The sequence below is a fragment of the Tistrella sp. genome, from assembly GCF_002684955.1.
Taxonomy (GTDB): Bacteria; Pseudomonadota; Alphaproteobacteria; order Tistrellales; family Tistrellaceae; genus Tistrella; species Tistrella mobilis.
The window spans coordinates 22954-49397 of the sequence record NZ_NYWI01000035.1 but is presented as its reverse complement, the minus strand read 5'-3'; the positions used below and the strand labels follow the sequence as shown (position 1 = coordinate 49397).

Genomic DNA, 26444 nt, shown 5'->3' with positions numbered 1-26444 from the left:
GCGGCATCACGCTTTGCCCGTCGACGGCTGCCGACAGGGCAGGCCCGGCATCGGAAAGCAGCCGGCGCCCATGCATGATCAGGGCGCCCCCGGCCGGGGCCGAGGCGGAGGTGCGCGGAATATGCAGAGGGCCCGGCTGGCGTGTCGAGGCCGCCTCTTCCCGTACCCGATCCGGCGGTCGCCGCCGGTCTCTTCCCCTGCCCTTTGATTTATGCTTACCCACGTCTTCCCCCATCATCGGCATCGGCGAGATAGGCCTCGGCGAACTTCTTCAGCCAGCGCAGATAGGCCTGCGCCTCCACCCCTGCCCAGACATAGGTGGCGTCGCTACAGGTCGTGATCCTCTCCCCCAGCGGCCCCTTCCGAGCCGCGAGCGGGCTGGCCGGGAACCCCCTGCACAGCCAGGCCTGCAGATGCTCCATCAGGGTTCTGGCCGCCGCCGCATCTTCCAGACGGTCCGATGCCCCGTCCCGGACAAGCATCGCCAGCGCCTGGCCCAGCCCGTTGATCACAATTTCGGCTGGCAGGCTGCGGATGCGCTGACGATAGGCCCGGGCCGACGTCATGGCCCGGATCTCCATCACCGCCTGATGGGCTGCCCCGGCCCTCAGCCGCTCCAGATCGCTCATGCCGTCGCCCCCTGCGCAAGCCAGCGGCAACCCACCCAGCCAAGGCCGGTGGTCTCGTTCGCGCCGATGCGCAGCCAGGCGCAGGCCGCGTCGTCCACAACTGCCCGATGCAGGGTTTTGAACCCGGCATCGCCGCCGCCGCGGGCGCTGAGTGTGGCATAGAGCAGGGTGTCCGGCGGCAGGTTTTCCTCGTACCACAGGTTCCTGCTCGCCTTGGTTCCTTCCGCCAGAACATTGTGCGCCGCCACGGGCAGGGCATTGTCGGCCGCCCAGGCGAAATCGTCGTCCGACACGATACAAAGCTGGCGGAACAGACGGCCGGCGGTCAGCGCGGCATCGTCGTGAAACAGCGCCTCAAAGGTGCTGACGACGTCCGGGGGAACGGCACCGGCAACGCTGAACAGCCGGTCCTCCAGAAAAATCCGGTCGTGTCTGGCCACGTCGTTCATCAGAACCTCTCCGGGCCCGGGGGCCGCCAGCGCTTGCCGGGCCACGGACAGAGGCCGCGCTTCGAAACCGCTGCGGCTCCGATCGCGCACCAGGCGTTCCAGGATCAGCGGGCAGGTCAGCCACAGATAGGGCGCCGACAGCGAACGCACCGGCAGCAGCAGCAGGCGGGCATCCGATATCAGCACACCACCCGCGCGATCCTCCAGGCCGAAGACATTTGCGAGGTCGTCGGGCTGCCAGGCGGCCGGCGGCCGGTCGCGAAAATGCGCCTTCAGCGCGCCCTTCATGCCCGATCCCGGAATGAAAGGGTGGCGGGTCACGCTTTCACGCGCCACACGAAGGTCGATGGCTCCGTCCGTCTGGCCGGTGCCCGGGTGCAGAAAGGTTTCGGCCAGCATGCCAAGCATCAGATGTGTCATGTCCCCCCCGACGAGGCGTCACGCCCCCAGATCAGTTCGCCATATCCCCAGTCGGTCATGCCGCCCAGGCTGCGGGGGAGGTCTTCATCCCGCAGGTCCCGATCGCAGGTGATGTGCCAGGTCGTGCCGGGGGCGAGCAGCGGATGCTGCGCCATCGGGCGGCTTCCGACCGAATCCCATCCGCCGGCGATGTCGGCACGCAGGGCGCTGACCATGGTGATCTTCAGCCCGTCATGCCCCGCAAACGATGCCTGCGGTTCCAGCATGGCGGCGGTCGCCCGGACCGGGGTCAGCGCAATGGCAACGCGCCGTGCCGCATCGGCCGTGCGCTCGAACATGGGCCGGGGCGGCGCGACGCAGCTCAGCCAGGCGGCACGATGCTCGCCGCCCAGCGACACCACCCCCAGCTCCCCCCGGTGCGCCTCGACCTTCGCCCTCAGCTCTGCCGACAGGCCCGAGACCTGCAGCGCCAGGGCAACGCCCCGGGCAGGGCGGATGTGGGAGGCGATGTAGAAATGGCCGTCTTCCCCCCGGCGGGTGGCGTTATCGCGGCCGATACCCACCCGTTGTTCCACGGCCCAAAGCTCCGCCTCATCGTACCAGCAGCGCGGTGCACCGGGCGGCGCCTGCCCCGGCACCTTCCCCTTCAGAACCGCCGACAGACCGTCGGCGGTCAACCACAGGCCATTCGGCCGCCGGCAGAATGCGGCGTCGCGCTCGTCGGTGGCAGGTGCCGGCAAACGGATCGGATCGGGCCCCAGATCCGTCTCCAGAACGGTCACCGAGGGCTGGAGGCGCCGGAACCGCCGCCCGGCCGGCGTGCCCGCCGGCATTTCCACCACCGAGGCCGGGGCCGGATAAAGGCGGTGCCACCCCCCGTCCGGTTCTCTGCGCATCAACCATGGCCCGTGAAAACGCAGGCCTGCGGCCAGCCGGTCGCCATCGCCCAGCGCGGCCTTGACGTCGGCCGGCCAGTCATTCTGCCCGCTCCAGCCCAGAAGACGCGCAAGGGCGGCCCGCAGCGCCCCCACCAGGGTGGGCGGGTTGGGCGGGAACAGGCTTTCCGCAAGGGCGGCCCCCGGATCGTCCTGGTTGAAGGGCCGGCCGGTGCGGAAGAACAGCGTATCCAGCGGTTCGAAAACGAACAGCAGGGCCGAAGGTTCAGCCATCCTTCGCCTCCCCTGTCTCGGACTTCTGATCCGGTTCGGGCCTCTGATCCGGTTCGGGCCCCTGCTCCGGTTCGGGCTCGGGCTTCGTCGCGGCGGGCATGTTCTCGGCCAGAAAGCGCAGAACCAGCCCGGCCCCGGGATCGAAGGCGGCGGTCTTGCCTCCATCGCCCCGCATGCGGCAGCAGAGGTTGCGGTAGTCGACCATGACGGTGCGGAGCTGCGCCTCGCTCAATGTGCGTGTCGACGGATCGCCCCGAAAGGTCTCGATCAGCAGATCCAGCAGGCGGTCGTCATCGAAATCCGGCAGGTCGTCTGCCGCATGAAGCCCGGCCAGCATTGTGCCGAACGGGCCGGCGAGCGCATGAATGAAGCCCGACGAGACCCTGACCTCCCGCGGATTGACCATGCCGTCGACCATGCGAACCAGCGCGTCGACAGCGGGGCCATCCCAGGCGGAAACCCACTCGCGATCCTTGCCGCCCGGCTTCAGTATGGCGAGTGCCAGACTGTTGCGGCCATTGGCGGTCTTGGCCAGATCCTTGAGCAGCGTCCGCGCCCGCTCCAGCACCAGCCGGAGCGGGACGGCCGCTTCGGCGAAGACGATGCCGGCGGAAATCGTGGCCGCGGCGACGAACGCGGCCGCTGCCGTTGGCGCCAGTCCGGAGGCTGCGGCTGCCTTGTGGGCAGCATCCCGATAGGCCCGCTGCAGGTCCCGGGCACAGGCGATCGCATCCGGCAGAGGCAGCAGCGCCATCACATCGTCGCCGCCGGCATAGATGGTGGCCCCGCGCGCCGATCGGACCCGGGTGTCGACCTGGGCGGTAAAGCCCGAAAACAGCGCAGTCACGGGATCAACCCCGGCGCTGCGGATCAACGCACCGACATTGTCGCCATCCATCAGCAGCACGGCGTAATAGGGCGAAGGGGCCCCGATGCCGCCCTCGTCGATCAGCTTCGCCAACCGGGTCCGTAACCTCTTCCGGGTGACGTCGGAAACTTTGAATTCCCGCGGATTGGCCAGAGCAGCGTCGAAAAACAGATTGCCGTCCAGCGCCATGAAGCCTGCCTGCTCGGGCAGACCGAGATGACGATAGGCGTGCCGTTCGGCCACACGATAACCGGCAAGCTCCGTCTCCCGGCCGATTTCGTCCGCATAGGTCCGGGCCAGTGCCTTGCCGGCCTGATCGGCCTGCAACCGCTGCATCCAGGGCAGAGCCGCCATATAGCGGGTGGACGGCCAGGATCTCAGCCGGTCGCGGCTGCCCCCCGGTACCCAGCCGATCGCACGCTTCAGCACCGGTTCGGGCAGCACCGGAAACAGCCGCTTCACAAGGGCGATCGCCGACAGGCGTTCCCCCTCGGCAAGTTCCAGCGTGTCGACATCGGTCGGCTTTTCCCGCACCGCCCGGCGCAGCGCCGCCCAGAACGCATCCTGCTTCGCCCGTTCGGATCGCACCGAACGCAGCCAGCCCGACAGTTCCGGCCAGTCCCCCATCAGCAGACAGTTGTCGCCTCCATCGGCACCGGTGGGGCCACTGCGGAGATGGGCACGCCAGTTCTTGCGCATGGCAAGCCAGTGCCCCGTTTCTGCTGGTGGCAGCTGCGGCCCGGCCACCCAGATCACCTCCCAGAAGCCGGCCATCTGCCGGTCCCAGAGCGCATCCAGACCAGGCCGGCCGCCTTTCGCCGTATCCGCTACGGCCTTGGTGACGAAGGTGTCGCGGACCGCCTGGCCCAGCCCGCACCAGGCATCCTGCACCGCCTTGCGACAGATCGCCGGATCCACCCCTTCGGGCAGATCGGCCGAGAACTGATTGGTCAGCGACCCGATGAAGGGCGCCGCCGCCAGACCCGAGGGTGCTCCGGTGATCGCCAGAAACAGCGGATCCTCGTCCACTGCCGGGACCAGAATCCGCCCCCCTGCAGCGGTTACCGCCGCCATGGCCTTGCCGGTCAGCCACGAGAGCAGAAAGGATCCTGCCCAAAGGTCCCGCGTCCGCCGCGCCTGGGCCACGAAGCCCTGCACCGGCCCGATCGACACCATCAACCGCCGCATGGCCACCCCGGTCATGACGCCGGCCGTCCGGTCAGGATCCAGCCGCCATCCACCACCCGAAACGGGGATTGGCGGTGGGGAGGACGACCATGACCGTCGATCAGGTCGAACAGCGGATCGAAATCGAAACCCTCCGGCGGAAGCGCCGTGACCGTCCCGGCCGGTTGCTCCCCGCGCTTCACGCCGAAGCTGTCGCCGTCGGGCAGATAGCGCCCCGGCAGGATGGTGACGACGCCCAGATAATCCTGCCCGACACGGTGAACATGCATCAACACCGGGCTCGCCCGGCGGTCGCGGGTGGCAGCAGCGGCGCCAACCGTCACCTTCCCCCTGGTTGTTGAGCTGTAAAAGGGCAGAGGCACACCGAATGCCACGCGCTCGGGCACACGCTCCGCCCTTCGCCCTCCAGCAATTTCATAGAACCAGTCGTGATCCTCGTGGAACTGCCGCCATGCCGGTTTGTCCCGGTAGGCGATCTTTCCATTCCGGCCAGAGCTGCGATAAAGCATCATGCCGACACCGAGCATGTTCAGCGTTTGCAACCATGAGGGAGGCATGAATTCCAGAGCGGCCTGTAACGATACAGGTCCCCCGGAACCGCGCTGCCCCTGCCGCTGCGGCCGTCGTGCAGTCGGGGCCTGACCGGCCAGAGGCACCGCCTTGCCGGCCGCGACGATGGCGCAGACGCTGCCACGCATCCCGTCGCGGCCCGGCGCGAAGGCGGACCAGTCGGGGCGGGCCCCGGCGGAGGCGACGTAAGTCCCCGGCAGCACCGCTTTCAGTTGCTGGACATAGTCGCGCAAAGTCTCGGGCTGATTGAAGATCACCTCGCCGTCCCGCACGAGGTCGAGCAGGGCCACACTGCCGAAACCGCGGCGGCTGCGTGCCCCCATGCCGCCAAGCAGACCGAACAGCTTCAGCGCCGCGATCAGCCCATCGACATCGCTATCCGCCCGGCAGCGAAGAGCTACCGAGAAGATCGTGCCCGGCTTGATTCCCCGGCGATGAAAGGCCGGTCCCCCCAGATCCCTGCTGTAGAGAATCGGGCCGTACCCCAGATAGGCCACGCCACCCGGGATGGCAGCACCATCGATTTCCGCAGGCGCGGGCAAGCCCTGCGGAAACAGATCGGTCTCCGCCGCCGGCGCAGAGGTGAGCCGCAGCATGAACGCAGCCTGTCCACGCGCGGTGCCGCCGCGTCTCTGCCTGCCGCCCTCGTCGTCGGCAGGGGCACCGAACAGCGCGTCCTCTTCCCGTTTGAGGGCGGCCGTATCGTTCCCGAGCCGGGCATAGGCCAGACTGCGCCACCAGAACCGCAGCGCCGCCTTGATCGCCGTCGGTCGGATCTCCGCCCCCATTATCCCGTCCGACCCGCCGGCCTCACCGGGGAACATCGGTGTCGTCGTCTGAAACCGTGCAAGAATCTCAGTGCCGCGCGCCATAACCACCACCCGACCATCGGTGCCGGCAATAATCCGACTCCACAACCAACAGGTTTTATTGTTGGCACGTGGCAGATGATATGTCACCAGGAAACCGGCCGATGTGACGTTTCACGGACATGCGTTGCCCGACAAGAGGGGGAAACGTCACCCTCGGCCACAAGATCGCAGGTATGTAAAGGCTGGTCAGTGCCAGTATCGGCGTCAGGGCCACTGGGCCGCAGTGCACGTCAGCCCTGAGGGCATCAAATCAGCCCTGGACGCATAAAAAAAGAGCGCCATCATTTCTGATGACGCTCTTTTCGAATTTGGTGGGCGCACAAGGACTCGAACCTTGGACCCGCTGATTAAGAGTCAGCTGCTCTACCAACTGAGCTATGCGCCCGCATCGTGCGGTGCGCGGCTTATAACAAGGGAAAGCGGGGTCTGCCAAGAGGGTTTTTCTATGTCCCATGAATTTTTTCCGACGCCCCGAATTTCGCCCCTGTTTTCAATAGCCCTCCAGCCCGGGCTGGCGGCGCAGCTGGACGTCGCGGTGGGTGTTCACGCAGGCGAGCAGGCCGAAGGCGATCATCAGGGTCATCATCTGCGTGCCACCGTATGACACCATCGGCAGCGGCACGCCCACCACCGGGATCAACCCCATCACCATCGCGATGTTGATGAAGTAGTAGAAGAAGAAGGTCGTCCCCACACCCGCCGCGACCAGCCGCCCGAACACCGTGCGGGCCCTGAGCGAGACCGAGAGCGCATAGAGCACCACCGACACGAACAGCAGCAGCAGCAGGATGCCCCCGATCAGGCCGAATTCCTCGGCATACATGGTGAAGATGAAGTCGGTCTGCTTTTCGGGCAGAAAGCTCAGATGGCTTTGGGTGCCCTGCATGAAGCCCTTGCCGGTGACGCCCCCGGAACCCAGCGCGATCTTGGACTGGGTGATGTGATAGCCGGCGCCCAGCGGATCACGCGACGGGTCCATGAAGGTCAGCACGCGCTGGCGCTGGTATTCGTGCAGCATCGACCAGCCGACCGGCAGCGAGGCGCCGAACAGCGCCAGCACCACCAGGAACTTCCAGGCCCGTACCCCCGCCACGAAGAAGGTCGCGCCCGCCCCCAGGATCAGCATGCCGGTGGTGCCGAGATCGGGCTGGCGCAGCACCAGCAGCGCCGGTGCTGCCACCATCGCCAGCGGCAGCAGCAGGGTGACCGGCCGGCGGATATCCTCGGCCGTGCAGCCGTGGAAATAGCGGGCCAGCGCCAGCACGATGGCGATCTTCATCACCTCCGACGGCTGAAGCTGAAAGAAGCCGAGATCGATCCAGCGCTGGGCGCCCATGCCGATATCGCCCATGATCTCCACCGCCACCAGCAGCAGCAGGGCCACGCCATAGAGCGGATAGGCAAGCCGTAACCAGAGCTTCAGATGGGTCAGCCCGATCACCACCATCAGCACCACGCCGATGGCGAAACGGATCATCTGCGCATCGGCCCAGGGGGAAAAACTGCCATTGGCGGCGGAATAGAGCACCAGAAAGCCGGTGCCGGCCACCATGGTCAGCAGGGCCAGAAGCCCCCAGCCGAACGACCGGATGCGCTGGGCCAGGCCCAGGCTGGCCGGGGCGGAATGATCGTGCAGGCTCATGTCGCCTCCCCTTGGCCCGGACGTCCGGGGCCCCGGACGATGCGATCGGGGCGCCCGGCTCCTGCCGGCTGCGGCTGCGGTGCCGGCGGCCGGTTGCCGCGACGCTCGCGCTCGGCCCCCAGCGCAATCGTCGCCCGCAGGATGTCGGCCACCACCGGCGCCGCGACGCCGCTGCCGCTGCCGCCATGTTCGATGATGCAGGAACAGGCATAGCGCGGGGCGCCGAGCGGCGCATAGCCCACAAACAGCGCATGATCGCGTTCAAGCCAGGGCACGTCGGCCGCCTTGTAGCGGCCGCTTTCGCGCTCCGCCCGGCTGATGCGCCGCACCTGGGCGGTGCCGGTCTTGCCGGCATAGGCATAGGCCGGATCCTCGATCGCCGCCTTGTGCGCAGTGCCGCGGCGGTTGTTCACCACCCGGCGCATGCCTTCCAGCACCAGTTCCATATGGCTGCGGTCGATGCCCATGCTATCGGCCAGCTGAATGCCGCTTTCGGGCAGCGGCACCGCCGGATCCAGCCCGGTGCCGGCAGCGGGGGCCGCCACGTTCCAGAGCTGCGCGCCGGCCGCACGGGCATCGTCGATCTCGCGATAAAGCCGCGGCACCCCCGCCCGGCCGCCATTGGCCAGCCGCGCCGTCATCACCGCCAGCTGAAGCGGGGTCGACAGGACATAGCCCTGGCCGATGCCGGCGATCAGGGTCTCGCCCTGGGTCCAGCCACGGCCACGGGCGGCCATCTTCCAGTCCTTGGTCGGCATCAGTCCCGGGCGTTCCCCCGGCAGGCCGATCTGCAGCCGGTGGCCCAGGCCGAAGCGCTGGCCCATGGCGGCGATGGCATCGATGCCCACCCGGCGGGCGATGTCGTAGAAGAACACGTCGCAGGACTGGGCGATGGCTTCCACCACGCCGACCTCGCCATGGCCGCCGCGCCGCCAGCAATGGAAGCGGTTGTCGCCCATGTCCAGATGGCCGGGGCAGAAGACGGTGTGGTCGCGCGGGATCACGCCCGCTTCCAGCGCCGCCAGCGCCACCACCATCTTGAAGGTGGAGCCGGGCGGGTACTGGCCGCCCAGCGCCTTGTTGATCAGCGGCGCTCGCGGGTTGGAGGTCAGCTCCGTCCACTCGGCCATGGAGATGCCGCGGTCGAAGAGCATCGGGTCGAAGGTCGGCACCGAGGCCGCGGCCAGAATGTCGCCCGAATGGATGTCCATCACCACCGCGGCCGCGCTGTCGAAGGCGAGCCGGGCAGTGGTGAAGGTCTGCAGATCGGCATCGATGGTCAGCTGGACATCGTCGCCCGGCACACCTTCGGCCCGGTCCAGTTCGCGGATCTCGCGGCCATAGGCATTGACCTCCACCCGGATGGTGCCGGCACGGCCGCGCAGCCGCGGCTCCGCCGCGCGCTCGATCCCCGATTTGCCGATCCGGAAATCGGGCAGTTCCAGCAGCGGGTCGCCGTCCAGATCCTTCTCGGCCGGGGCGCCGACATAGCCGATGATATGGGCCATGGTGGCGCCCATCGGATATTCGCGGGCAAGGCCGACATCGATCATCACGCCGGCCAGATCCGGCCCGTTGACCTCGACCTTGGCGACCTCGTCCCAGGTCAGGTTGTCGCGCACCGGCAGGGCCGAGAACCGCCGCCGCCGTTCCGCCTCGCGCACCACCCGGGCCTGAACGTCCTCGGGCAGTGTCACGAGCCGGGAGAGCTGGGAGAGGACCTGCTCCAGATCCACCGCCTGTTCGGGCACGACCAGCAGGCGGTAATTCTCGCGGTTGAGCGCCAGCGGCCGGCCGTCACGATCGAAGATCCGGCCGCGCGGCGGCGCCAGCAGGCGCAGGCTGATCCGGTTGTCGTCGGCCAGCGTCTTGTAGCGGTCGGCTTCGGCCACCTGCAGATACCACATGCGCGCGCCCAGCACGCCGGTCAGCGCCAGCTGGGCGCCGCCCAGCAGCAGGGTGCGGCGGGTGATGAGCCGGTGGCGGTTCTGTTCGTCACGCATGGAGCAGGGCACCGAAAGTCGACGCGCAGAGGAAGGGCGCTGCGCCGCCGGGGGCCGGTCCGGGCCGGCCCCCGTGAAGATAGGATCACTGCCGGCGCAGCGCCAGCGCGTGGATCTGGCCCAGCAGCCATGCAGCCGGCGGATAGGCCGCAACGCTCGCCATCCACTGCGCCACCGCCGGGGCCGGCGACAGCGCCGACCAGGCATAGATCATGGTGGTGACCCACACCAGGCTGCAGGCAACCAGTGCCACCGCCGCAAAAGCCGCCCAGATCAGCAGGAACGACTTGCCGCGGAAGACTTTCCGCTGGCTGACCAGGATCGCCCGGACCACCAGCAGCACCAGTGCCGTCTGGCCGAACGGTCCCCAGCCGATCGCATCCTCCACCAGCCCCAGGATGAAGACCGACCAGTAGGGCAGCCGGTCCGGGCGGTAGATGCTCCAATAGGTCACCGCGATCAGCACCGGCCAGGGCACCATGGCGGTGCCGCCCAGGCGCGACCAGGGGGCTGCGGCGACCAGCACGAAGGCCAGGCTCACCAGGAAGGGCACCGAAGCCCGCACCTGACGGTCGAGCTTCTGCAACAGGGTGTCGTTCATGCCCCTCCGCCGGCCGTCACTGGCTGCGGGCCGGCGCCGGTGCCACCGGCAGGGCCGGCGAAACCTCGGGCGCCCCTTCCGGATGCAGCTCGGTGCCGAGCAGGATGCGCACGAAATCCAGCCGCCGCCAGTCCACGAAGGGTTCGACCCGGATCTGGCCCTCTTCGACCGAGATCACCCGGCCGACGGCCAGGCCGGGCGGGAAGATGCCGCCCTCGCCCGATGTCACCACCCGCGCGCCCACCTCGGGCATCACATGGGGCGGCAGATAGGCGAGCGCCGGACGCGGCGAATTGTCGCCGGCCAGTATGGCCCGCTGGGCGGCCCCGTCCGGGGTTTCCACCGTCACCGGCACGCGGCTGTTCAGATCCGAGAGCAGCAGCAGGCGCGACGAGGTTTCGCCCACCTGGATCACGCGGCCGACCAGACCGGCCGAGGTGACGGCAATCCCGTCGCGGGCCATGCCGTCGCGGGCGCCGGCCGAAATCAACAGGGTGCGCACGAAGGGCCCGCCGGTATCGGCCAGAATCCGCGCCGACAGGAAGCGCTGTTCGGGATCGGGCACCACGCCCAGCTGCCGGCGCAGCGCCGTGTTCTCGGCCGCAAGCCTGAGTGCCACCTGCTCCCAATGGCGCAGGCGCTCGTTCTGTTCGGTCAGACGGGCGTTCTCGGCGGCAAGATCGGTCAGCGTGCCGATCCGGTCGGTCAGCCCGGTCAGGCTGGCGACCGGGCGCGAGAACAGTTCCAGCGCCGGCGTGGACGCGTCGGCGATGGCGGTGCGCAGATCGGTGACGGGCACGACGTCGAAGCGCGTCGCGATCATCAGACCGACGGAGCCCACCACCAGCGCTCCGAAGGCGAAGCGATGGGCGAGCTGTCTGAGTGGCTGAGCCACGGCGCGGCCGTATCCGAGCGGCTTCACCGGAGCGTTCTCCCCGAGGCTGAGGGGCTCGACTGATCTTCAAGCATGGCATAATGACGGCCGCAAGACCATGGTCCGGACATCATTGTGTCTGCAGGACAGGTCTTCCCGGATGGCGGGCGTCAACTGCCGGCTTCCGGAAAGACCTTAAGGATTTCTTTACCGACGATCCGATCGCCGGCCAGCACTGCTTGAAGAGTCAGTACTGTTCGTAGAGGACGTGCTTCAGCTTCTTCATCTCTTCCAGCGCCCGGCCGGTGCCCAGCGCCACGCAGGAGAGCGGATCATCGGCGATCGAGACCGGCAGGCCGGTCGCATTGCGCAGCACCAGATCCAGATTGCCCAGCAGCGCCCCGCCGCCGGTCAGCACGATGCCCTTGTCGACGATGTCGGCGGCGAGTTCCGGGGCGGTGTGCTCCAGCGCGACCTTCACCGACTCGACGATCTGCCCCACCGGTTCGGCCAGGCTTTCGGCGATCTGGCGTTCGGTGATCACGATCTCGCGCGGCACGCCGTGCATCAGGTCGCGGCCCTTGATCTGCAGCACCTTGCCGTCGCCATCGGCGGGCGGACAGGCGGAGCCGACCTCGGTCTTGATCCGCTCGGCGCTCGACTCGCCGATCAGCAGGTTATGATTGCGGCGGATATAGGCGATGATCGCCTCGTCCATCTTGTCGCCGCCCACGCGCACCGAGCGCGAATAGACGATGCCGCCCAGCGACAGCACCGCCACCTCGGTGGTGCCGCCGCCGATATCGACCACCATCGAGCCCGTCGGCTCGGTGACCGGCAGGCCGGCACCGATCGCGGCCGCCATCGGCTCCTCGATCAGGAACACCCGGCGCGCGCCGGCGCTTTCGGCCGATTCCTGGATGGCCCGGCGTTCCACCGCGGTCGAGCCCGAGGGCACGCAGACGATGATCTGCGGGCTCGCAAAGGTACGCCGGTTGTGCACCTTGCGGATGAAGTGCTTGATCATCTCTTCGGCGACTTCGAAATCCGCGATGACGCCGTCACGCAGCGGGCGGATCGCCTCGATATTGCCGGGTGTGCGGCCGAGCATCAGCTTGGCCTCTTCGCCCACGGCGAGGACCTGCTTCTTGCCCTTGACGTTCATGATCGCAACCACCGACGGCTCGTTGAGCACGATACCCCGGCCCTTCACGTAGACGAGCGTGTTGGCGGTGCCGAGGTCGATGGCCATGTCGGCCGAGAGAATGCCGAGGAGGCTCGAGAACATGTAGCTGGCTTTGCTCGCTGGATCTGACTGTCAGTGCCCGGACCGGGGGTGCGCCGGCGGCGTCGAAGCCTGCGCCCCGGTTACCGTCCGGGCTGCGCGCAAGGGTCTGCGCGCTCTGGGACGGTCGGGGGCGAACGCGGCGAGATTACGCCACAAACCGCACCGCATTGAAACCGTCAATTCGGTGTCAGCGCATCGAACGCGACGACGCCCGCGCGGGGAACGGGCGGGGGCCGTTCCCGGGCGGGCGTCGTGTCCGGCGGGGGCGCCGAAACAGGCAAGCCGGGCGTGATCAGATGGCGGCGCTGCGGATCGACGGATCCGCCGCCTCTTCCGGCGCATCCGCCGCCTTTTCGAGCAGCTTGGCGAGCGCGTTCACATAGGCGCTGGCCGAGGCGACCACGGTATCGGGATCGGCGCCGATGCCGCCATGGCTGCGGCCGCGGGCGCCCAGACGTACGGTCACCCGCGCCTGGGCATCGGTGCCCTCGGTCACGGCATGGACCTGATAGAGCTGCAGCACCGCTTCGTGCGGGATCGCCTGGCCGATGGCGTTGAAGGCGGCATCCACCGGGCCGTTGCCGCTGGCGCTGGCGCTGTGGGCCGTGCCCTCGCGCTCGATGGTGACGGTGGCGACATGGTCGACGCCGATGCCGCAGGCAACCGACAGCGCCGTCAGCTTCAGGCTTTCACCCTCGTGGCCGGCACCGTCCGACACCAGGGCGACCAGGTCGTCGTCGAACACGGTCTTCTTGCGGTCGGCCAGATCCTTGAAGCGGCGGAAGGCATCTTCCAGGGCGTTGTCGCCCAGCTCGAAGCCCAGTTCCTTCAGCTTGGTCTTGAAGGCATGGCGGCCGGAATGCTTGCCCATCACCAGCGACGACTTGTTCACGCCCACCGATTCCGGCGTCATGATCTCGTAGGTCTGGGCATTCTTCAGCATGCCGTCCTGATGGATGCCGCTTTCATGCGCGAAGGCGTTCCGGCCCACGATCGACTTGTTGTACTGGATCGGGAAGCCGGTGACCGACGAGACCAGCTGCGAAGCCTGGGTGATCAGGGTGGTGTCGATGCCGGTGCCCACACCCATCAGATCGGCGCGGGTGCGCATCGCCATCACGATCTCTTCCAGCGCCGCATTGCCCGCGCGCTCGCCGATGCCGTTGATGGTGCATTCCACCTGGCGCGCACCGGCCGAGACCGCGGCCAGAGAGTTCGCTACCGCCAGGCCCAGATCATTGTGGCAATGCGCCGACAGGATCGCCTTGTCGATGTTCGGCACATTGTTCCGGATCGCCCGGATCAGGCCGATATATTCCTCGGGCATGGTATAGCCGACGGTGTCGGGCACGTTGATGGTGGTGGCGCCATTGGCGATCGCCACCTCGATGGCCCGGTACAGGAACTCCGGCTCGGTGCGGGTGCCGTCCTCGCAGGACCATTCCACGTCGTCGGTGAAGCGGCGGGCGAAGGAGACGCTGTCGGCGATCGCCTCCAGCACCTGCGCCTCGTCCATGTTCAGCTTGAACTTGCGATGCAGCGGGCTGGTGGAGATGAAGGTGTGGATGCGGCGGCGGCGGGCCGGCTTCAGCGCCTCGGCCGCGCGCTCGATATCGGCATGCTTCGCACGCGCCAGACTGCAGATCACCGCCTCACGCGATCGCTCGGCGATCTTGTAGACCGATTCGAAATCGCCGTTGGAGGCGATGGCGAAGCCGGCCTCGATCACGTCGACGCCCAGGCGCTCCAGCATCTCGGCGACGCGCAGCTTCTCGTCCAGCGTCATCGAGGCGCCGGGGCACTGCTCGCCGTCACGCAGCGTGGTGTCGAAGATCACGACGCGGTCGCCGGCATTGACCTCGGCGGCACGGGTGGTGTCGACCGGCTGACGGGCGGGATTGGTCTCGGTGGTCATCTGAAACTGCCTTGCTTCGAAGAGAGACGGGCCGGGGCCGCGGGCGATGCGGTTGGGAAGGGCCCGGACGGGGTCGGCACGCACCGGCATCCTGCGCCGGGCATGCGGGTCTGTCTCTTGTCCCCTGAGCGTGTGTCACCCGTGGTTTACGCAGGTGACCGTGCGGCGCTCAGGGGCCGATAAGTCGAAGCGAGAGGGCAAGGCCAAGGAGGATGACGATCACGCCACCGGAGGCCATCAGGAACAGTTCCGCGCGCCGCGCCTCGGCACGTGCAATCACCGCGGCCCGCGCGGAAGCGCGGCGGCGTGCGGCAATGGCGGTGTGGCGCGGATCGTCGTACATCTGCTTCCGGGTTCCCGGGTCTCTGGTCCTGGTGGGTGTCTGGTCCCGACGGTGTGTCACCGCCGTCGCGTAAGGCTCATACGGCTGGTGGCATCTTATGGACCACATCTGACCGCATGATGGCCGACATCGCGACGCTTGTCGACCGGGTATTCCGGCTGAACCGTCATCGCCCGGCCTTCGACCGTATCGATAACAGTGTCATGGACCTTATGCGGATGTCATGCCGGCTGTCCAGCGGCAAATATGCAAAATCGAACGTTTATGTCGGATTTGCAATAACTAGGGCAACTTTCTTGTCCTAGTTATTCCGGGAGACGAAACCCTGGACCGCCCCGTCATGCAGCCGGACATGGCCGCGCCCGCCGCGCTTGACCGCGTAGAGGGCGGCGTCCGCCAGCTCCAGCACCTCGCGCGGATCGGCATGATCCGCCGGCCAGAGGGCGACGCCCGCACTGCCGCCGACGGTGACGGCGGCCCCCTCGCCCAGCGGCACCGGCAGACCGACCAGGGCGATCAGCCGTTCGGCGGTCCGCCTGGCCTGGCCCGCCGGATCCTCGCCTTCCAGATCCAGCAGCACGACGAATTCGTCACCGCCCAGACGGATGGCGACGTCACGCTCGCGCACCGCATGCGCCAGCCGGCCGGCCACCGCGATCAGCAGCTGATCGCCCGCCGCATGGCCGTGAACGTCGTTGACCGCCTTGAACCCGTCCAGATCCATGAAGATCACGCCCAGCGTGCCGTCATGTGCCGCGATCCGGTCGGTCAGCAGATGCAGCACCTCGTCGAAGAAGCGGCGGTTGGGCAGGCCGGTCAGTGCATCGCGCCCGGCCGCCGACAGGGCATGGTCCAGTTCGCTGCGGCTGTGGGTCAGCCGGTCGATCAGCGCGCGCAGCGACCGCGACAGCAGCTCCACCTCGGTCGCGCCGCCGACCTCGGGGATTTCCACCCCGTCGTCACCCGACCTGATCCGGTCGGCCGCCTGGGCGATGCGCCGCAACGGCCGGGCGATCCAGCCGGCGGCCACCCAGCCGGCCAGCGCCATGATCAGCCCGCCACCCAGGCCCCAGATCAGCACGGTCCGGCGCAGCCCGTCCACCGGCGCCAGCGCCACACGCTCGGGCAGGCGGACATGCACCGTCCAGCCCACCACGCCCAGGTCCCCGCGGCCGATCACCGCGGCATGACCGGTCAGCTGCCGCGCATCGGGCAGGTCGGGCCAGTCGGCCACCATCCAGCCGTTGCGGCCGGTCGCCGCCGGCATCGCCGAGCCCCGGGGCACCGGCTGCCCGATCGCCGCTTCCGGGCCGATGATCACCTGCCCGGCCGCATCGGCGACCAGGATCTCCAGCGGCCGGTCGCGACGTAACGCCCGGCCCAGATCGCGCTGAATGTCGCGGCCCCAGTCCCAGCCCAGCCAGGCGACCAGCGTCCCCCGTTGCCTGCCGTCGGGGGCAACCGCAGGGGCTGCGACCGCCAGCAGATGCGGGCCGGGGCTGCCGTCTTCTCCCGCCGTCCGGCGATGCGTGTCCATCACCAGCGGCCGGTCGGCCGCGGCCAGCAGGTCCCGGTCGGGAAAAGCGTCGCCGATCTGCGGGCCACGGCCGCTGGCGGCAAGGCAGCGCCCGTCGGCCCCCACATAGCCAACCCAGACCACCGAGGGGAAAGTCGATTGCAGGCCGCCGACGATCCCGGCCATCCGCGCCTCGTCGCCCCGACCGATCCGCGCCAGATCGATGCGGGCCAGATTACGGGCGGCCAGCCGGATCTCGTTCGACCGGCTCCAGATCTCGCGGTCGAAACGGTCGGCGACCTGCTGCGCCACTTCCGCCAGCCCGGCACCGATCTCGGCCGCCATCTGGTCGGCGGCGCGCCGGCCGATCAGGGTCTGCAGGCCGATCACCAGCACGGCGATCAGCACCACGGCAAGCAGTGCCACGCGGCTGCGAAGATCATTCAGACGAAGCGGCAGTGCATCGATCTCCCGGAACGGGCGGAGCGGAACCGCGTCATCATCCGTCGCGGCGGATGAAGGGCGCGAGTTTCAGCTTCGTGCGATGGGGGCCCCCGGCGGCATTGCCGTCCGGCGTGCGGCCGCGGAAATAGTCCTTCTGCCAGCCGGCCCGGCGCTCCAGGCTTCCCTCGTCGTCCAGCGCCTCGATAAAGGCCGAGCGGCCGGCGACGAAGGCGGCGTGGGCGCGCTCGGTCTCGGGCTCGCTCGCGATCGGGCGGATCTCGGGGCGCATCGCCTCCACCAGGGCCGGCAGCACCGGCACGATCGCGGCGAAAGGCTCCCCCGCCTCGAACCGCACCGGCGTGTCCGTGCGGGGGAAGCGCCAGTTCATGGTGAAGCCGAAGGGCGACCAGCCGGTTTCCACCAGCCCCTGCAGGCCGGCGATGGCATCCTTGGGCCGGTTGACCGGCCCCTGCACCATCAGCGCCACCTCGGGCGCAGTGCGGAACAGCCAGGGGACATGGAAGGTCAGGATGCCCGATCCGAAATGCCCGACCGCGGGCACGGCCGCCGCGGGGTCGTCGGGTGTCACCACCACCCCCGCCGGCGCCTCGTCCCCCGTCCAGACCGCGGTGAAGCCGGCCGGGTTCAGCAGCTCCCAGCCCCAGGCATTGGCGATGGCGAGCGGCAGGCAGCGATAGGCGAAGCCCTGGGGGGTGGCGTCCATCCATGCCCGCTCCACCGGTGCCGGCCGGATGGCCGGCCCGTCGGCGCCCAGGGAAAAGGCGGTCAGCCGGGTGATGTCGTCCGCATCGCTCATGGGCCCAAAGACTAGCGCCTTCAGGCGAGCAGCACCAGCAGCACACCCAGGATCACCGCCAGGCTTCCGGGGATGTCGGCGGCCTTGGGCGTTTCGCCCAGCAGCAGCCGGCCCATGATCACGGTGAAGACCAGTTCCACCTGGCCGAAGGCGCGCACCAGCGCCGCGGTCTCCAGCGTCATGGCCCAGGCCCAGCCGGCCGAGCCGGTGACGCTGAGCAGGCCCACCAGCGAAGAACTGCGCCAGGTGCGGAACACGGCGGTGAAGGTTGCAGGCTCGCGGGCCAGTAGCCAGACGCCCATCAGCACGGCCTGGATGGAGTTCATCACCGCCAGTGTCGCGATCGCCCGCGGAAAGGCGTCGCCCTGCCCCAGCTCCAGCGCACCCGCCCGGATGCAGACCGAGGCGACGGCGAACATCGCCCCCGCCCCCAGCCCGTAAAGTGCCGCCCGGTCGCCGGCGCCGCGGGCCAGCGCCTTCAGCCCCTCGCGGTTGCCGCGGGTGGCCAGCGCCACCACCCCGGCCATGCAGACCAGAATGCCGGCCCAGGCCGTGGCGGCCAGGGCCTCTCCCAGCACCGCCCAGCCGACCAGGGCCACGATCACGGTTTCGGCCTTGGAATAGACCGTGCCGACCGCGAAGCCGCGGGCACCGAAGGACATGATCAGCAGATTGGTCCCCAGGATCTGGGCGATGCCGGCCAGCGCGCACCAGCCGGCATGGGCGAGCGTCAGATCCGGCACACCGGCGGGAGAGGCCGCAACGACCCCGAGTGCTGCCAGCGAGACCGGCGCACCATAGGCATAGCGCACGAAGCCTGCGCCCTGAACGCTCAGCAGCCCGCGCAGCCGCTGCTGAAGCGCCGTGCGCGACGCCTGCAGCGCGGCCGCGGCCGCCGTGACCACCACCCAGGTTTCGACCATGCCCTTGCCCCGCCCTCATCCGGTTGTTATGGGCATTGGTATACCATTGCGCCGGATATTGGTATACCATGCGAATCCTGCGGGCCAGACCCGCAATTCCCGCGCGGGTGTCGCGTCACGATCTGCGCATATTCTGTGCGGCTCGGGCGCCGGATGGCGACAACAGCCCAGGCTGCCATCGCAGCCCCGCCATCCTCGGACCGTCACACGGCCATGACCATGGCAGGCCGCATCCCCCTCCGGGGCAGATGCAAGCCCCCCCCCGCCGGTCAGCCGGCCGCCGTCGCCGGATACCGTGCGCGCATTCACCATTTCGGCACCAGAGACCATGACCGGCATCGCTTCCCCCGCGGCCGGCGCACAGAACCCGTTCGTGCGCGAGGCCCCGTTCATGCGCGAGGTAAGGGCGACCTTCGCCCTCGCCTGGCCAATCGTGCTGACCAACCTCGCCCAGATGGCGATCACCACCACCGATGTGCTGGTGATCGGCCGGCTGGGCCCCGAGGCGCTGGCGGCTGCCACCCTCGGCGCCAATCTCTATTTCGCGCTGTTCATCTACGGCATGGGCCTCGCCATGGCCACCGCCCCGATGCTCGCCCAGGCGGTGGGCGCCAGGCTGGGCATGGTCCGCGATCTCAGGCGCACCGTGCGTCAGGGGCTGTGGCTCTGCCTTGCCGTCTCCACCGCCTGGATCCTGGTGCTGGGCCAGACGGAGACCATCCTGCGGGCCATGGGCCAGGCGCCCGATCTGGCCGCCGCCGCGGCGGTCTATGTCGACACGCTGCGCTGGGGCATCCTGCCGGCGCTGTGGTTCGTGGTGCTGCGCAACTTCATCTCGGCCCTCGGGCGGCCGCGGCCTGCGATGGTGATCACCATCGCGGCGGTCGCGGTCAACGCCGTGCTCGATCTGGGCCTGGTGCTGGGGCATTTCGGCCTGCCGGCGCTGGGGCTGGAAGGGGCCGGCATCGCCAGCACGCTCGCCAACATCTTCCTGTTCGGCGCGCTGGCGCTGGTCACCCTGGCCGACCGCCGCTTCAACCGCTTCGCGCTCTATGGCCGCTGGTGGCGGGCGGACTGGCCGCGGCTTCGCGAGATGCTGAAGATCGGTCTGCCGATCAGCCTGACCATGGGTTTCGAGGTGACGGTCTTCAACGCCGCCGCCTTCCTGATGGGGCTGATCGGCACCAACCAGCTCGCCGCCCACGCCATCGCGCTGCAGCTGGCCGCCGTCACCTTCATGGTCCCGATGGGCGTGGCCCAGGCGGGCACCGTGCGGGTCGGCATCGCCGCCGGCCGGGGCGATGCCGGGCGGATCCGCGAAGCGGGCCGGGCCGCCATCCTGCTCGGCATCGGCTTCATGGCGCTCTCGGCGGTGGTGATGCTGACCATGCCCCGCACGCTGATCGGCTTCTTCCTGGACGGCAACGATCCGGCGGTGGCCGAGACCACGGCGATCGCGGTCGGCTTCCTGGGCATCGCGGCGATCTTCCAGCTGGCCGACGGCGCCCAGGCGGTGGGGGCGGGCCTGCTTCGCGGGCTCAAGGACACAGCCGTTCCCATGATCTATGCCGGCTTCGGCTATTGGGGCGTGGGGCTGGGGGTGGGCTCTGGCCTCGCCTTCGGGCTGGACATGGGCGGCACCGGGCTCTGGATCGGCCTGGCCTCAGGCCTCGCCACCGTGGCGGTGCTGATGCTGACGCGCTGGACCCGGCGCCACCGGCTGGGGCTCGTCCCCGCCGGTGCCGCCGGGATGCGGACCCCGCCCGCGCCCCGCGCACTTCCCGAGGTCGCTTGATCCCGTCATAGTTAAGAGCGTATAAATCGCCGATTACTCAACCACGGAGAGATCGGCGATGCCCTCCCCCTCATCGCACCCCTCCCCCGCCGCCGCCGCGCGCCCGCTCGACCGGCGGGCCCCGGCCGTGCTGATCCTGGTGCGCGACCTGACCGCCGATGTCGCCGCCTTCGACGAGGCGCTGCGGGCACGCGGCGCCCGCCCGATCATCCGCCGCCCGGAAGCCCTCACCATCCGCATCGACGGTCGCCGGCCGGTGATCCTGGAAGCGGACGGCAGCCCGCTCACCCCCGATGCCTGCCTGGGCTGGACATCGCTCGCGGCGCGCGATGCCGGGCTCTGGCTGCTCAAGGCGCTGGAAATGGCCGGGGTACCGGTGATGAACCGGGCGGCCGTGCTCGATGCCGGCCAGCTGAAGCCCACCCTGTCGCTCCGCCTCGCCGCCGCCGGCCTGCCCCATGCCCGCACCCTGATCGCGGGCGCCGATGCCGACCCGGATGCGCTGATCGCCGGGCTTGGCCTGCCGATGGTGGTGAAACCCTGCCTGGGCACCAAGGGCGGTGGGGTCGGCCCGCTCGGCCACCGCGCCGAGCTGATCGCCCGTCTGGCCGAGGCCGGGGCCGCGCGGCTGCCGCTCTATCTTCAGGAATTCCTGCCCAATGACGGCAGCGATCTGCGCATTCAATGCGTCGATCACCGGCCGGTCTATGCCTTCCGCCGCCACGCCGCCCCGGGGGCCTTCGTCGCCAATCTGCATGCCGGCGGCAGGGCCGAAGCGCTGACCAGCATCCCGCCCGCCCTCGCCCGCCTTGCCACGGCGGCGGCGCGCGCGGTCGATGCGCCGCTCGCCGGTGTCGACCTGATCGAGGTGCCGGGCCGCGGCCCGGTGATCCTGGAGGTCAATATGACGCCCGGCATCTATACCGCCGCGACCCTTGCCGGGCCGAACCGCCCGGTGCTGGAGCCGCTGGCCCGTCAGGCGGTCGACCTGCTGGCCCAGAGCCTGATCCGCCTGGCCGGCGACGGCCTGTGGCGGAGGCAGGCGGCATGAGCCTGGTTCAGCCCACCCGCCGCCCGACCGCGGCAGAGCTGCTTTCGGGCCTGGCCTGGCCGATCCGCGCCCGGGGGACGGCGCGGGCGCGGGGCCGCAGCATCGGCCAGGCCCTCGGCCCGGCGATCCGCGCCTTTCTGGACGAGGATGTCGCCCATCTGGACCGGCTGCGGCCGGAACCGCTGGGCCGCGAGGCCGCGCGGCGGCTGGCGCTCACCTTCGCAGCCCCGATCGCCGATCTGCTGCCCGAGGTGATGGCAGAGATCGAGGGCCTGGCCGAGGGCGCCGGCATCCCGCTTGCCGATGCGCTGATCCTGCAGTTGAGGCGCGAGCTTGCCGCCCCCGGCACCGGGCCGGTGGTTGCAGGGGCCGCACAGCCCGAAGACCGGTCGGGCGGGCTCGAAGGCTGCACCACACTTGCCTTCACCGGCGCGGACGGCCGCTCGCTGATCGCCCAGACCGCCGATCTGCCGGGCGATATGGACGGGCTCGGTACCGTGCTCGACCTGGATGGCGACGGGCCGGGCGGGCGGTCGCTCGCCTGGGCGCCGCTTGGCCAGCTGGGCTTTCTGGGCCTCAACCAGGCCGGGCTCGCCATCGGCATCAACATGGTCGTCGCCCCCGGCTGGCAGGTGGCACCGCCGCCCTATCTGATCGTTCGCCATCTGCTGGGCCTGGCCGATGCCGATGCGGCCGAAGCCGCCATCGCCCGCCTGCCGCGCGCCACCTCGCGCTGCTACACCCTGGCCGACGGCACCGGCCACCGGATGATCGAGACCACCATCGACAGCTGCCGGCGGCTCGATCCCGATCCGGACCTGCCCCAGGCGCGGCTTGCCCATTGCAATCACTACCTGCATCCCGATCTGGCGCCGCTCGACCGGGTGCCGGCCTGGTCGTCCACCCGTCTGCGGACGGCGCGGCTGGACGAGATCTTCGCCCAAAGCCCCTGGGCGGAGGGTACAGCCGGCGCCGATGACGCGCGGGCCGTGCTCGCCGACCATGCCAATGCACCGCTGTCGATCTGCGCCCATGGCCGCAACAGCCCGCGGCTGGGCCGCACGGTCGCAAGCGTGATCCTGGACCCGGCCGCCCGGCGGATGGAGGTCGCCCTCGGCACCGCCTGCGATACCCCCTTCACCACCCACCGGCTGGAGGATGCGTCATGGAACGGGTGATCCGGCTCCGCCTGGCGGTGCTCTTCCTCGAGAAATTCGCCGAGGCCGCCATCTTCCCCTTCATGGCGCTGCTGTTCGCCGAACGCCTCGGCACCGGCACGGCCGGGCTGCTGATCTTCGCGGCCTTCGCGGGCGCGACGGTGGCGGGCATCTGGGCCGGACATCTGGCCGATACCCGCGGCCGGCTCCGGGTGCTGGTACCGGCCGAAGCCGGCCGGGCGCTGGCTGCCGCCGCACTCGCACTCGCGGTGCTGCCCGAAACCCGCGCCGTCGACCCGGTGCTCGCCGCCTGGATCGCCGCCCTGCCTTTCCTCGCCCTCGCCATCGCCGCCGGCATCTCCACCCCCACCGCCGAGGCGACGGTGATCGACCTTGCAACGCCCGAACGGCGGCGGCAGATCTATGGCGCGGTCTACTGGGTGACCAATGTCGCGCGCGCCACCGGCACGCTGGCCGGGGCGGCGGCCTATGGCCTGTGGTTCGGCTGGCTGCTCGCCGGCATCGCCGGGCTCGCGGCGGCCGTGACGCTCGCGCTGGCGCTCGCCCTGGTCGAGACCCGGCCGGTGGAGCGGCCGGCCCCCTTCCGCCCGGCCGAGATGCTGGCCGGCTATGCCGAGGTGCTGCGCGACCGGCTGTTCCTGCGCTATGCCGCAGGCGTGGCGCTCTCGCTGGCGGTGGCGGCCCAGCTCGCCCATTACGTGGCGGTGCGGCTGGGCAGCCTGCCCGGAACGGTCACGCTGATCGACTGGTCGGGCCTGCATCTGGCGCTCGATGGCCCCGGCCTGTTCGGCCTGCTCCGGATCGAAAACGGGCTGATGGTGGTGGCCCTGGCGCCGCTGGTTCAGATTCTGGCGCGCAACATGTCGGATACCAGCCGCCTGACCATCGGCTTCGCGCTCTTCGCCGCCGGGTTCTGGGTGTTGGGCTGGTCGACCGATGCCTGGCTGCTGATCGGCTTCACCGCCCTGTTCACGGTGGGCGAACTGCTCTACGCCCCACCCAAACTGGCACTGATGGCCGCACTTGCACCCGAAGCCGGCCGCAGCCGGGCGGCGGCGGTGATGAATCTGGGCTTCCGCCTGGCGCTGATGACCGGGGCCGCCGGTGTCGCCGCGGTCGGCCATGTCCCGCCCCAGGTGATGGCGGCGCTGTTCCTGGCCGGCGGCCTGCTGGCCGGCTGGCTTCTGGTCGATGTCGCCCGCAGGGTGGACGGCGCCGCGGTCGCCGGCCGGGCGGCAGGCAGATGATGTCCGGCACGGCATCCGAACGGCCGGCCATGGCCTTCTGCCGCGCCGACGGCAGCGGCGGCAACCCGGCCCTGGTGCAGCTGGGCGGCACCGAAGCCCGGGCACGCGCGCTGGCCCAGCGACACGGCGCCGAAGTCACCTGGCTTCAGCCCGATCCGGACACCGGCTGGCGGGCGCGGTTCTTCCTGCCGGCGTCTGAGATCACGCTCTGCCTGCACGGGCTGCTGGCAGGTGCGGTCCGGCTCTGGCAGGACGGGGAGGCGCAGGACCGGGCGCTGGTCATCGCCACCGCCGCCGGGCCGCAGACGGTCAGCCCGGTGCCGGCGGATCATCGCCCGCCGGGGGCCGCGATCCGGCTTGCCGGCAATCACCACCGGCCGATCGCCGACGGCGCAGCGCTCCGCCCCGACATCGCCGCCGCAACCGGGCTCTGCGTGGGGCTCGACGCCTTCCCGCCGACGCTTGCCGGCGCCGCCCGGCCCAAGCTGGTCCTCAGGCTGGAAGATCCGGCACTGGTGGGCCGGGCGGTCCCCGATCCCGCCGCGGTCGCCCGGCTGGCCGGGCGGACCGGCGCCACCGGCCTCTACCTCTATGCCCTCTCCGGCCAGGCGGAGACCGGCTGCCTCTGCATCCGCGCCCGCCATTTCCCCGCAGGTCTCGGCATTGCCGAGGATCCGGCGACCGGCGGCGCGGCCGCCGCCCCCCTGCTCGATCTGGAACATCAGGGAACGGGCCGGATTGAGGCGGCCGTCATCGATCAGGGGCCAGGCATTCTGACCGGGACCACATCGATCGGCGTGCAGCGGCTCGATCCGGCAGGGGCGGACTGGCTCGTATCAGGGCGTGTCACCATCTAAAGTCTTTCTAAACACTTTCTTAAATTGCAGACAGTTACGATCGCGACACGAGGATGCCGCCGGCATCCTGCCCCCGCATGTGAAAGGAGGGGAGATGTCACGATCCTCGTCAATCCGGGCCCGGCTCACCTGGTCGAGCCTTGTGTCCGTCGTGCTGATTGCCGCCGCAGGCGGCGCCGGCATTCTGGGACTGATCCGCTCCGACGACGGGCTCTCGGCCGTGACCCGGGTGACCGCGGCGGTGCGCCAGCAGATGCAGGGCGACATGATGCATGATGCCCTGCGCGCCGATGTGCTGATGGCCCTGCGCCTGGCCCCCGATGCCCCGGCGGCGGATCGGGCCGCGGTGTCGGCCGATCTGGCCGAGCATGCCCAAGAGTTTCGCGCCGCGATGGCCAGCCTGCGCGATCTGAACGTCTCGCCCGGGATCGCGGCCCAGCTTCCGGCGGTCACCGCCGCGGTGGATGCCTATGTGCGGGCCGCAGAGGCCATCGTGACGGCGGCGGCCGGGGATCGCGCCCGGGCCGAAGCCGGCTTCCCCGCCTTCATCGACGCCTTCGACGCGCTCGAGACCCGCATGGGCACGCTCGGCGACGAGATCGAGGCGGTGAGCGGCACCGTCGCCGCCGAGGCCCAGGCCGACAATGCCCGGCTGATGACCATCCTGCTGGTCACCGCCGGCTTCGCCACCCTGCTGGTGCTGTCGGTCAGCCTGATCATCGGCCGCGATGCCGGCCGGTCGATCGACCGCATGGCGCAGCGCATGACGGCGCTGGCGGCGGGCGATACCGCCGCCGAGGTGCCCGGCACCGGCCGGCGCGACGAGATCGGCCGCATGGCCCAGGCGGTGGAGGTCTTCCGCAACACCGCGCTCAGCAACGACCGGCTCACCGCCGAACGCGCCGAAGAGACCGCGCGTCGCGAACGCCGCACGGCCGAGATCGAGGCCGCCTGCCGGCGCTTCGACCACGAAGTGTCCGAGGCGCTGCGCCAGGTGATCGCAGCGGTCGCCGGCATGGAAGGAACCGCGCGCGAGATGCGCGGTCTGGCCGATGCCGCCACCGGCGATGCGGGCGAGGTCGGCCGCGTGTCCGAGGTGTCGGCGGCAAATGTGAAGGCGGTCGCCGAAGCGGCCGAGGCGCTGGCGGCCTCGATCGCCGATATCGGGCGCGAGACCGCGCGCAGCGGCGGGCTTGCCGCCGACGCCGCCCGTCAGGCCCGCGAGGCCAATGCCCAGATCACCACGCTCGCCGACGCCGCCAGCCGGATCGGCCAGGTGGTGGGCCTGATTTCAGAGATTGCCGAACAGACCAATCTTCTGGCGCTCAACGCCACGATCGAGGCGGCGCGCGCGGGCGACGCCGGCAAGGGCTTCGCGGTCGTCGCCTCGGAAGTGAAGCAGCTTGCCGACCAGACCGCCCGCGCCACCGCCGAAATCGCCGAGCGGATCGGCGGCATCCAGAGCGAGACCGGCCGGGTGGTGACGGTGATCGGCCGGATCGGCACCACCATCGGCGAGATCGACGGCATCACCGCCACCGTCGCGGCCGCGGTGGAGCGCCAGGGCGCCGCCACCCGCGAAATCGCCGGCCGGGTGGATCAGGCGGCCGCCGGCAGCCGCGATGTCTCGGCCGGTCTCGGTCGGGTCACCGGCGCCGTGCGCCGCACCGGCGATCAGGCCGCCGAATTGCAGCAGGTGACCGACGATCTCGGCGCCCGTGCCCGGGGCCTGAAGGGCCAGATCGACGGCTTCCTCGGCACCGTCAGAACCGCCTGAGCATCTGA

General features: G+C 69.8%; 21 protein-coding genes and 1 tRNA gene. 6 read left to right on the top strand and 16 right to left on the bottom strand.

The window, feature by feature from the left end:
* Window positions 1-215: 215 nt before the first annotated feature.
* The 16 genes from cmr5 to CMO28_RS12430 all read right to left on the bottom strand — a co-directional run bounded on the left by cmr5 (window position 216) and on the right by CMO28_RS12430 (window position 18531).
* Window positions 216-629, bottom strand: a complete 414-nt coding sequence (gene cmr5 / locus CMO28_RS12505) for a type III-B CRISPR module-associated protein Cmr5 (protein ID WP_296713910.1) — start codon at window positions 627-629, stop codon at window positions 216-218.
* On the bottom strand, window positions 626-1498 hold the full coding sequence (gene cmr4, locus CMO28_RS12500) for a type III-B CRISPR module RAMP protein Cmr4 (protein ID WP_296713908.1): 873 nt from the start codon (window positions 1496-1498) through the stop codon (window positions 626-628). The genes cmr5 and cmr4 overlap by 4 nt, the downstream gene beginning before the upstream one ends.
* Entirely contained in the window at window positions 1495-2667 is a 1173-nt protein-coding gene (locus CMO28_RS12495; RefSeq protein ID WP_296713907.1) for a type III-B CRISPR module-associated Cmr3 family protein, read from the bottom strand. Before CMO28_RS12495 ends, cmr4 begins: the two co-directional genes overlap by 4 nt.
* On the bottom strand, window positions 2660-4738 hold the full coding sequence (gene cas10 / locus CMO28_RS12490) for a type III-B CRISPR-associated protein Cas10/Cmr2 (protein WP_296713905.1): 2079 nt from the start codon (window positions 4736-4738) through the stop codon (window positions 2660-2662). The genes CMO28_RS12495 and cas10 overlap by 8 nt, the downstream gene beginning before the upstream one ends.
* Window positions 4735-6165, bottom strand: coding sequence for an RAMP superfamily CRISPR-associated protein (locus tag CMO28_RS12485; RefSeq protein ID WP_323755089.1), 1431 nt, complete (start codon window positions 6163-6165; stop codon window positions 4735-4737). The genes cas10 and CMO28_RS12485 overlap by 4 nt, the downstream gene beginning before the upstream one ends.
* 309 nt (window positions 6166-6474) lie before the next feature.
* A tRNA-Lys gene (locus CMO28_RS12480) sits at window positions 6475-6550 on the bottom strand.
* Window positions 6551-6655: 105 nt separating this feature from the next.
* Window positions 6656-7807, bottom strand: a complete 1152-nt coding sequence (gene rodA, locus CMO28_RS12475; protein WP_296713902.1) for a rod shape-determining protein RodA — start codon at window positions 7805-7807, stop codon at window positions 6656-6658.
* A complete protein-coding gene (gene mrdA, locus CMO28_RS12470; RefSeq protein WP_296713900.1) occupies window positions 7804-9810 on the bottom strand; it encodes a penicillin-binding protein 2 in 2007 nt (668 codons plus the stop codon). Before mrdA ends, rodA begins: the two co-directional genes overlap by 4 nt.
* Window positions 9811-9895: 85 nt before the next feature.
* On the bottom strand, window positions 9896-10411 hold the full coding sequence (mreD, locus tag CMO28_RS12465) for a rod shape-determining protein MreD (protein ID WP_296713898.1): 516 nt from the start codon (window positions 10409-10411) through the stop codon (window positions 9896-9898).
* Between the two features lie 16 nt (window positions 10412-10427).
* A complete protein-coding gene (mreC, locus tag CMO28_RS12460; protein WP_062764747.1) occupies window positions 10428-11333 on the bottom strand; it encodes a rod shape-determining protein MreC in 906 nt (301 codons plus the stop codon).
* 199 nt (window positions 11334-11532) lie between these two features.
* Complete coding sequence (locus CMO28_RS12455; protein WP_014744280.1) at window positions 11533-12573, bottom strand: rod shape-determining protein; 1041 nt, start codon at window positions 12571-12573, stop codon at window positions 11533-11535.
* Between the two features lie 292 nt (window positions 12574-12865).
* A complete protein-coding gene (locus CMO28_RS12450) occupies window positions 12866-14488 on the bottom strand; it encodes a 2-isopropylmalate synthase (protein ID WP_231889437.1) in 1623 nt (540 codons plus the stop codon).
* Between the two features lie 169 nt (window positions 14489-14657).
* The gene (locus tag CMO28_RS12445; RefSeq protein WP_156503198.1) at window positions 14658-14831 is read right to left on the bottom strand and encodes a hypothetical protein; all 174 of its coding nucleotides are present in this window, start codon (window positions 14829-14831) and stop codon (window positions 14658-14660) included.
* 301 nt (window positions 14832-15132) lie between these two features.
* The gene (locus CMO28_RS12440) at window positions 15133-16773 is read right to left on the bottom strand and encodes a sensor domain-containing diguanylate cyclase (protein WP_296713894.1); all 1641 of its coding nucleotides are present in this window, start codon (window positions 16771-16773) and stop codon (window positions 15133-15135) included.
* 73 nt (window positions 16774-16846) lie between these two features.
* Complete coding sequence (locus tag CMO28_RS12435) at window positions 16847-17608, bottom strand: DUF6065 family protein (protein WP_296713893.1); 762 nt, start codon at window positions 17606-17608, stop codon at window positions 16847-16849.
* 20 nt (window positions 17609-17628) lie between these two features.
* Window positions 17629-18531 (bottom strand): EamA family transporter, encoded by a 903-nt coding sequence (locus CMO28_RS12430; protein ID WP_062764744.1) that lies wholly within the window; start codon window positions 18529-18531, stop codon window positions 17629-17631.
* A 295-nt stretch (window positions 18532-18826) separates the two neighbouring features.
* On the opposite strand from CMO28_RS12430, the gene CMO28_RS12425 reads away from it, so the two are divergent.
* The 6 genes from CMO28_RS12425 to CMO28_RS12400 all read left to right on the top strand — a co-directional run bounded on the left by CMO28_RS12425 (window position 18827) and on the right by CMO28_RS12400 (window position 26436).
* On the top strand, window positions 18827-20326 hold the full coding sequence (locus CMO28_RS12425) for an MATE family efflux transporter (RefSeq protein WP_296713891.1): 1500 nt from the start codon (window positions 18827-18829) through the stop codon (window positions 20324-20326).
* Window positions 20327-20384: 58 nt separating this feature from the next.
* Window positions 20385-21377, top strand: coding sequence for an ATP-grasp domain-containing protein (locus CMO28_RS12420; protein ID WP_296713888.1), 993 nt, complete (start codon window positions 20385-20387; stop codon window positions 21375-21377).
* Window positions 21374-22555 carry a C45 family autoproteolytic acyltransferase/hydolase gene (locus tag CMO28_RS12415; RefSeq protein WP_296713886.1) on the top strand — a complete coding sequence of 394 codons (1182 nt, stop codon included), beginning with the start codon at window positions 21374-21376 and terminating at the stop codon, window positions 22553-22555. Before CMO28_RS12420 ends, CMO28_RS12415 begins: the two co-directional genes overlap by 4 nt.
* Complete coding sequence (locus CMO28_RS12410) at window positions 22543-23802, top strand: MFS transporter (RefSeq protein ID WP_296713884.1); 1260 nt, start codon at window positions 22543-22545, stop codon at window positions 23800-23802. The genes CMO28_RS12415 and CMO28_RS12410 overlap by 13 nt, the downstream gene beginning before the upstream one ends.
* Window positions 23799-24659, top strand: coding sequence for a PhzF family phenazine biosynthesis protein (locus CMO28_RS12405; protein WP_296713882.1), 861 nt, complete (start codon window positions 23799-23801; stop codon window positions 24657-24659). The genes CMO28_RS12410 and CMO28_RS12405 overlap by 4 nt, the downstream gene beginning before the upstream one ends.
* A gap of 94 nt (window positions 24660-24753) precedes the next feature.
* On the top strand, window positions 24754-26436 hold the full coding sequence (locus CMO28_RS12400) for a methyl-accepting chemotaxis protein (protein ID WP_296713880.1): 1683 nt from the start codon (window positions 24754-24756) through the stop codon (window positions 26434-26436).
* The last annotated feature ends 8 nt before the right edge of the window (window positions 26437-26444 follow it).

Excerpts from the sequence above, each read along its gene's own strand:
- cmr5 (WP_296713910.1), bottom strand. The coding sequence starts at position 629 with ATGAGCGATCTGGAGCGGCTGAGGGCCGGGGCAGCCCATCAGGCGGTG.
- cmr4 (WP_296713908.1), bottom strand. The coding sequence starts at position 1,498 with ATGACACATCTGATGCTTGGCATGCTGGCCGAAACCTTTCTGCACCCG.
- CMO28_RS12495 (WP_296713907.1), bottom strand. The coding sequence starts at position 2,667 with ATGGCTGAACCTTCGGCCCTGCTGTTCGTTTTCGAACCGCTGGATACG.
- cas10 (WP_296713905.1), bottom strand. The coding sequence starts at position 4,738 with ATGACCGGGGTGGCCATGCGGCGGTTGATGGTGTCGATCGGGCCGGTG.
- CMO28_RS12485 (WP_323755089.1), bottom strand. The coding sequence starts at position 6,165 with ATGGCGCGCGGCACTGAGATTCTTGCACGGTTTCAGACGACGACACCG.
- rodA (WP_296713902.1), bottom strand. The coding sequence starts at position 7,807 with ATGAGCCTGCACGATCATTCCGCCCCGGCCAGCCTGGGCCTGGCCCAG.
- mrdA (WP_296713900.1), bottom strand. The coding sequence starts at position 9,810 with ATGCGTGACGAACAGAACCGCCACCGGCTCATCACCCGCCGCACCCTG.
- mreD (WP_296713898.1), bottom strand. The coding sequence starts at position 10,411 with ATGAACGACACCCTGTTGCAGAAGCTCGACCGTCAGGTGCGGGCTTCG.
- CMO28_RS12455 (WP_014744280.1), bottom strand. The coding sequence starts at position 12,573 with ATGTTCTCGAGCCTCCTCGGCATTCTCTCGGCCGACATGGCCATCGAC.
- CMO28_RS12450 (WP_231889437.1), bottom strand. The coding sequence starts at position 14,488 with ATGACCACCGAGACCAATCCCGCCCGTCAGCCGGTCGACACCACCCGT.
- CMO28_RS12445 (WP_156503198.1), bottom strand. The coding sequence starts at position 14,831 with ATGTACGACGATCCGCGCCACACCGCCATTGCCGCACGCCGCCGCGCT.
- CMO28_RS12435 (WP_296713893.1), bottom strand. The coding sequence starts at position 17,608 with ATGAGCGATGCGGACGACATCACCCGGCTGACCGCCTTTTCCCTGGGC.
- CMO28_RS12430 (WP_062764744.1), bottom strand. The coding sequence starts at position 18,531 with ATGGTCGAAACCTGGGTGGTGGTCACGGCGGCCGCGGCCGCGCTGCAG.
- CMO28_RS12420 (WP_296713888.1), top strand. The coding sequence starts at position 20,385 with ATGCCCTCCCCCTCATCGCACCCCTCCCCCGCCGCCGCCGCGCGCCCG.
- CMO28_RS12415 (WP_296713886.1), top strand. The coding sequence starts at position 21,374 with ATGAGCCTGGTTCAGCCCACCCGCCGCCCGACCGCGGCAGAGCTGCTT.
- CMO28_RS12410 (WP_296713884.1), top strand. The coding sequence starts at position 22,543 with ATGGAACGGGTGATCCGGCTCCGCCTGGCGGTGCTCTTCCTCGAGAAA.
- CMO28_RS12405 (WP_296713882.1), top strand. The coding sequence starts at position 23,799 with ATGATGTCCGGCACGGCATCCGAACGGCCGGCCATGGCCTTCTGCCGC.
- CMO28_RS12400 (WP_296713880.1), top strand. The coding sequence starts at position 24,754 with ATGTCACGATCCTCGTCAATCCGGGCCCGGCTCACCTGGTCGAGCCTT.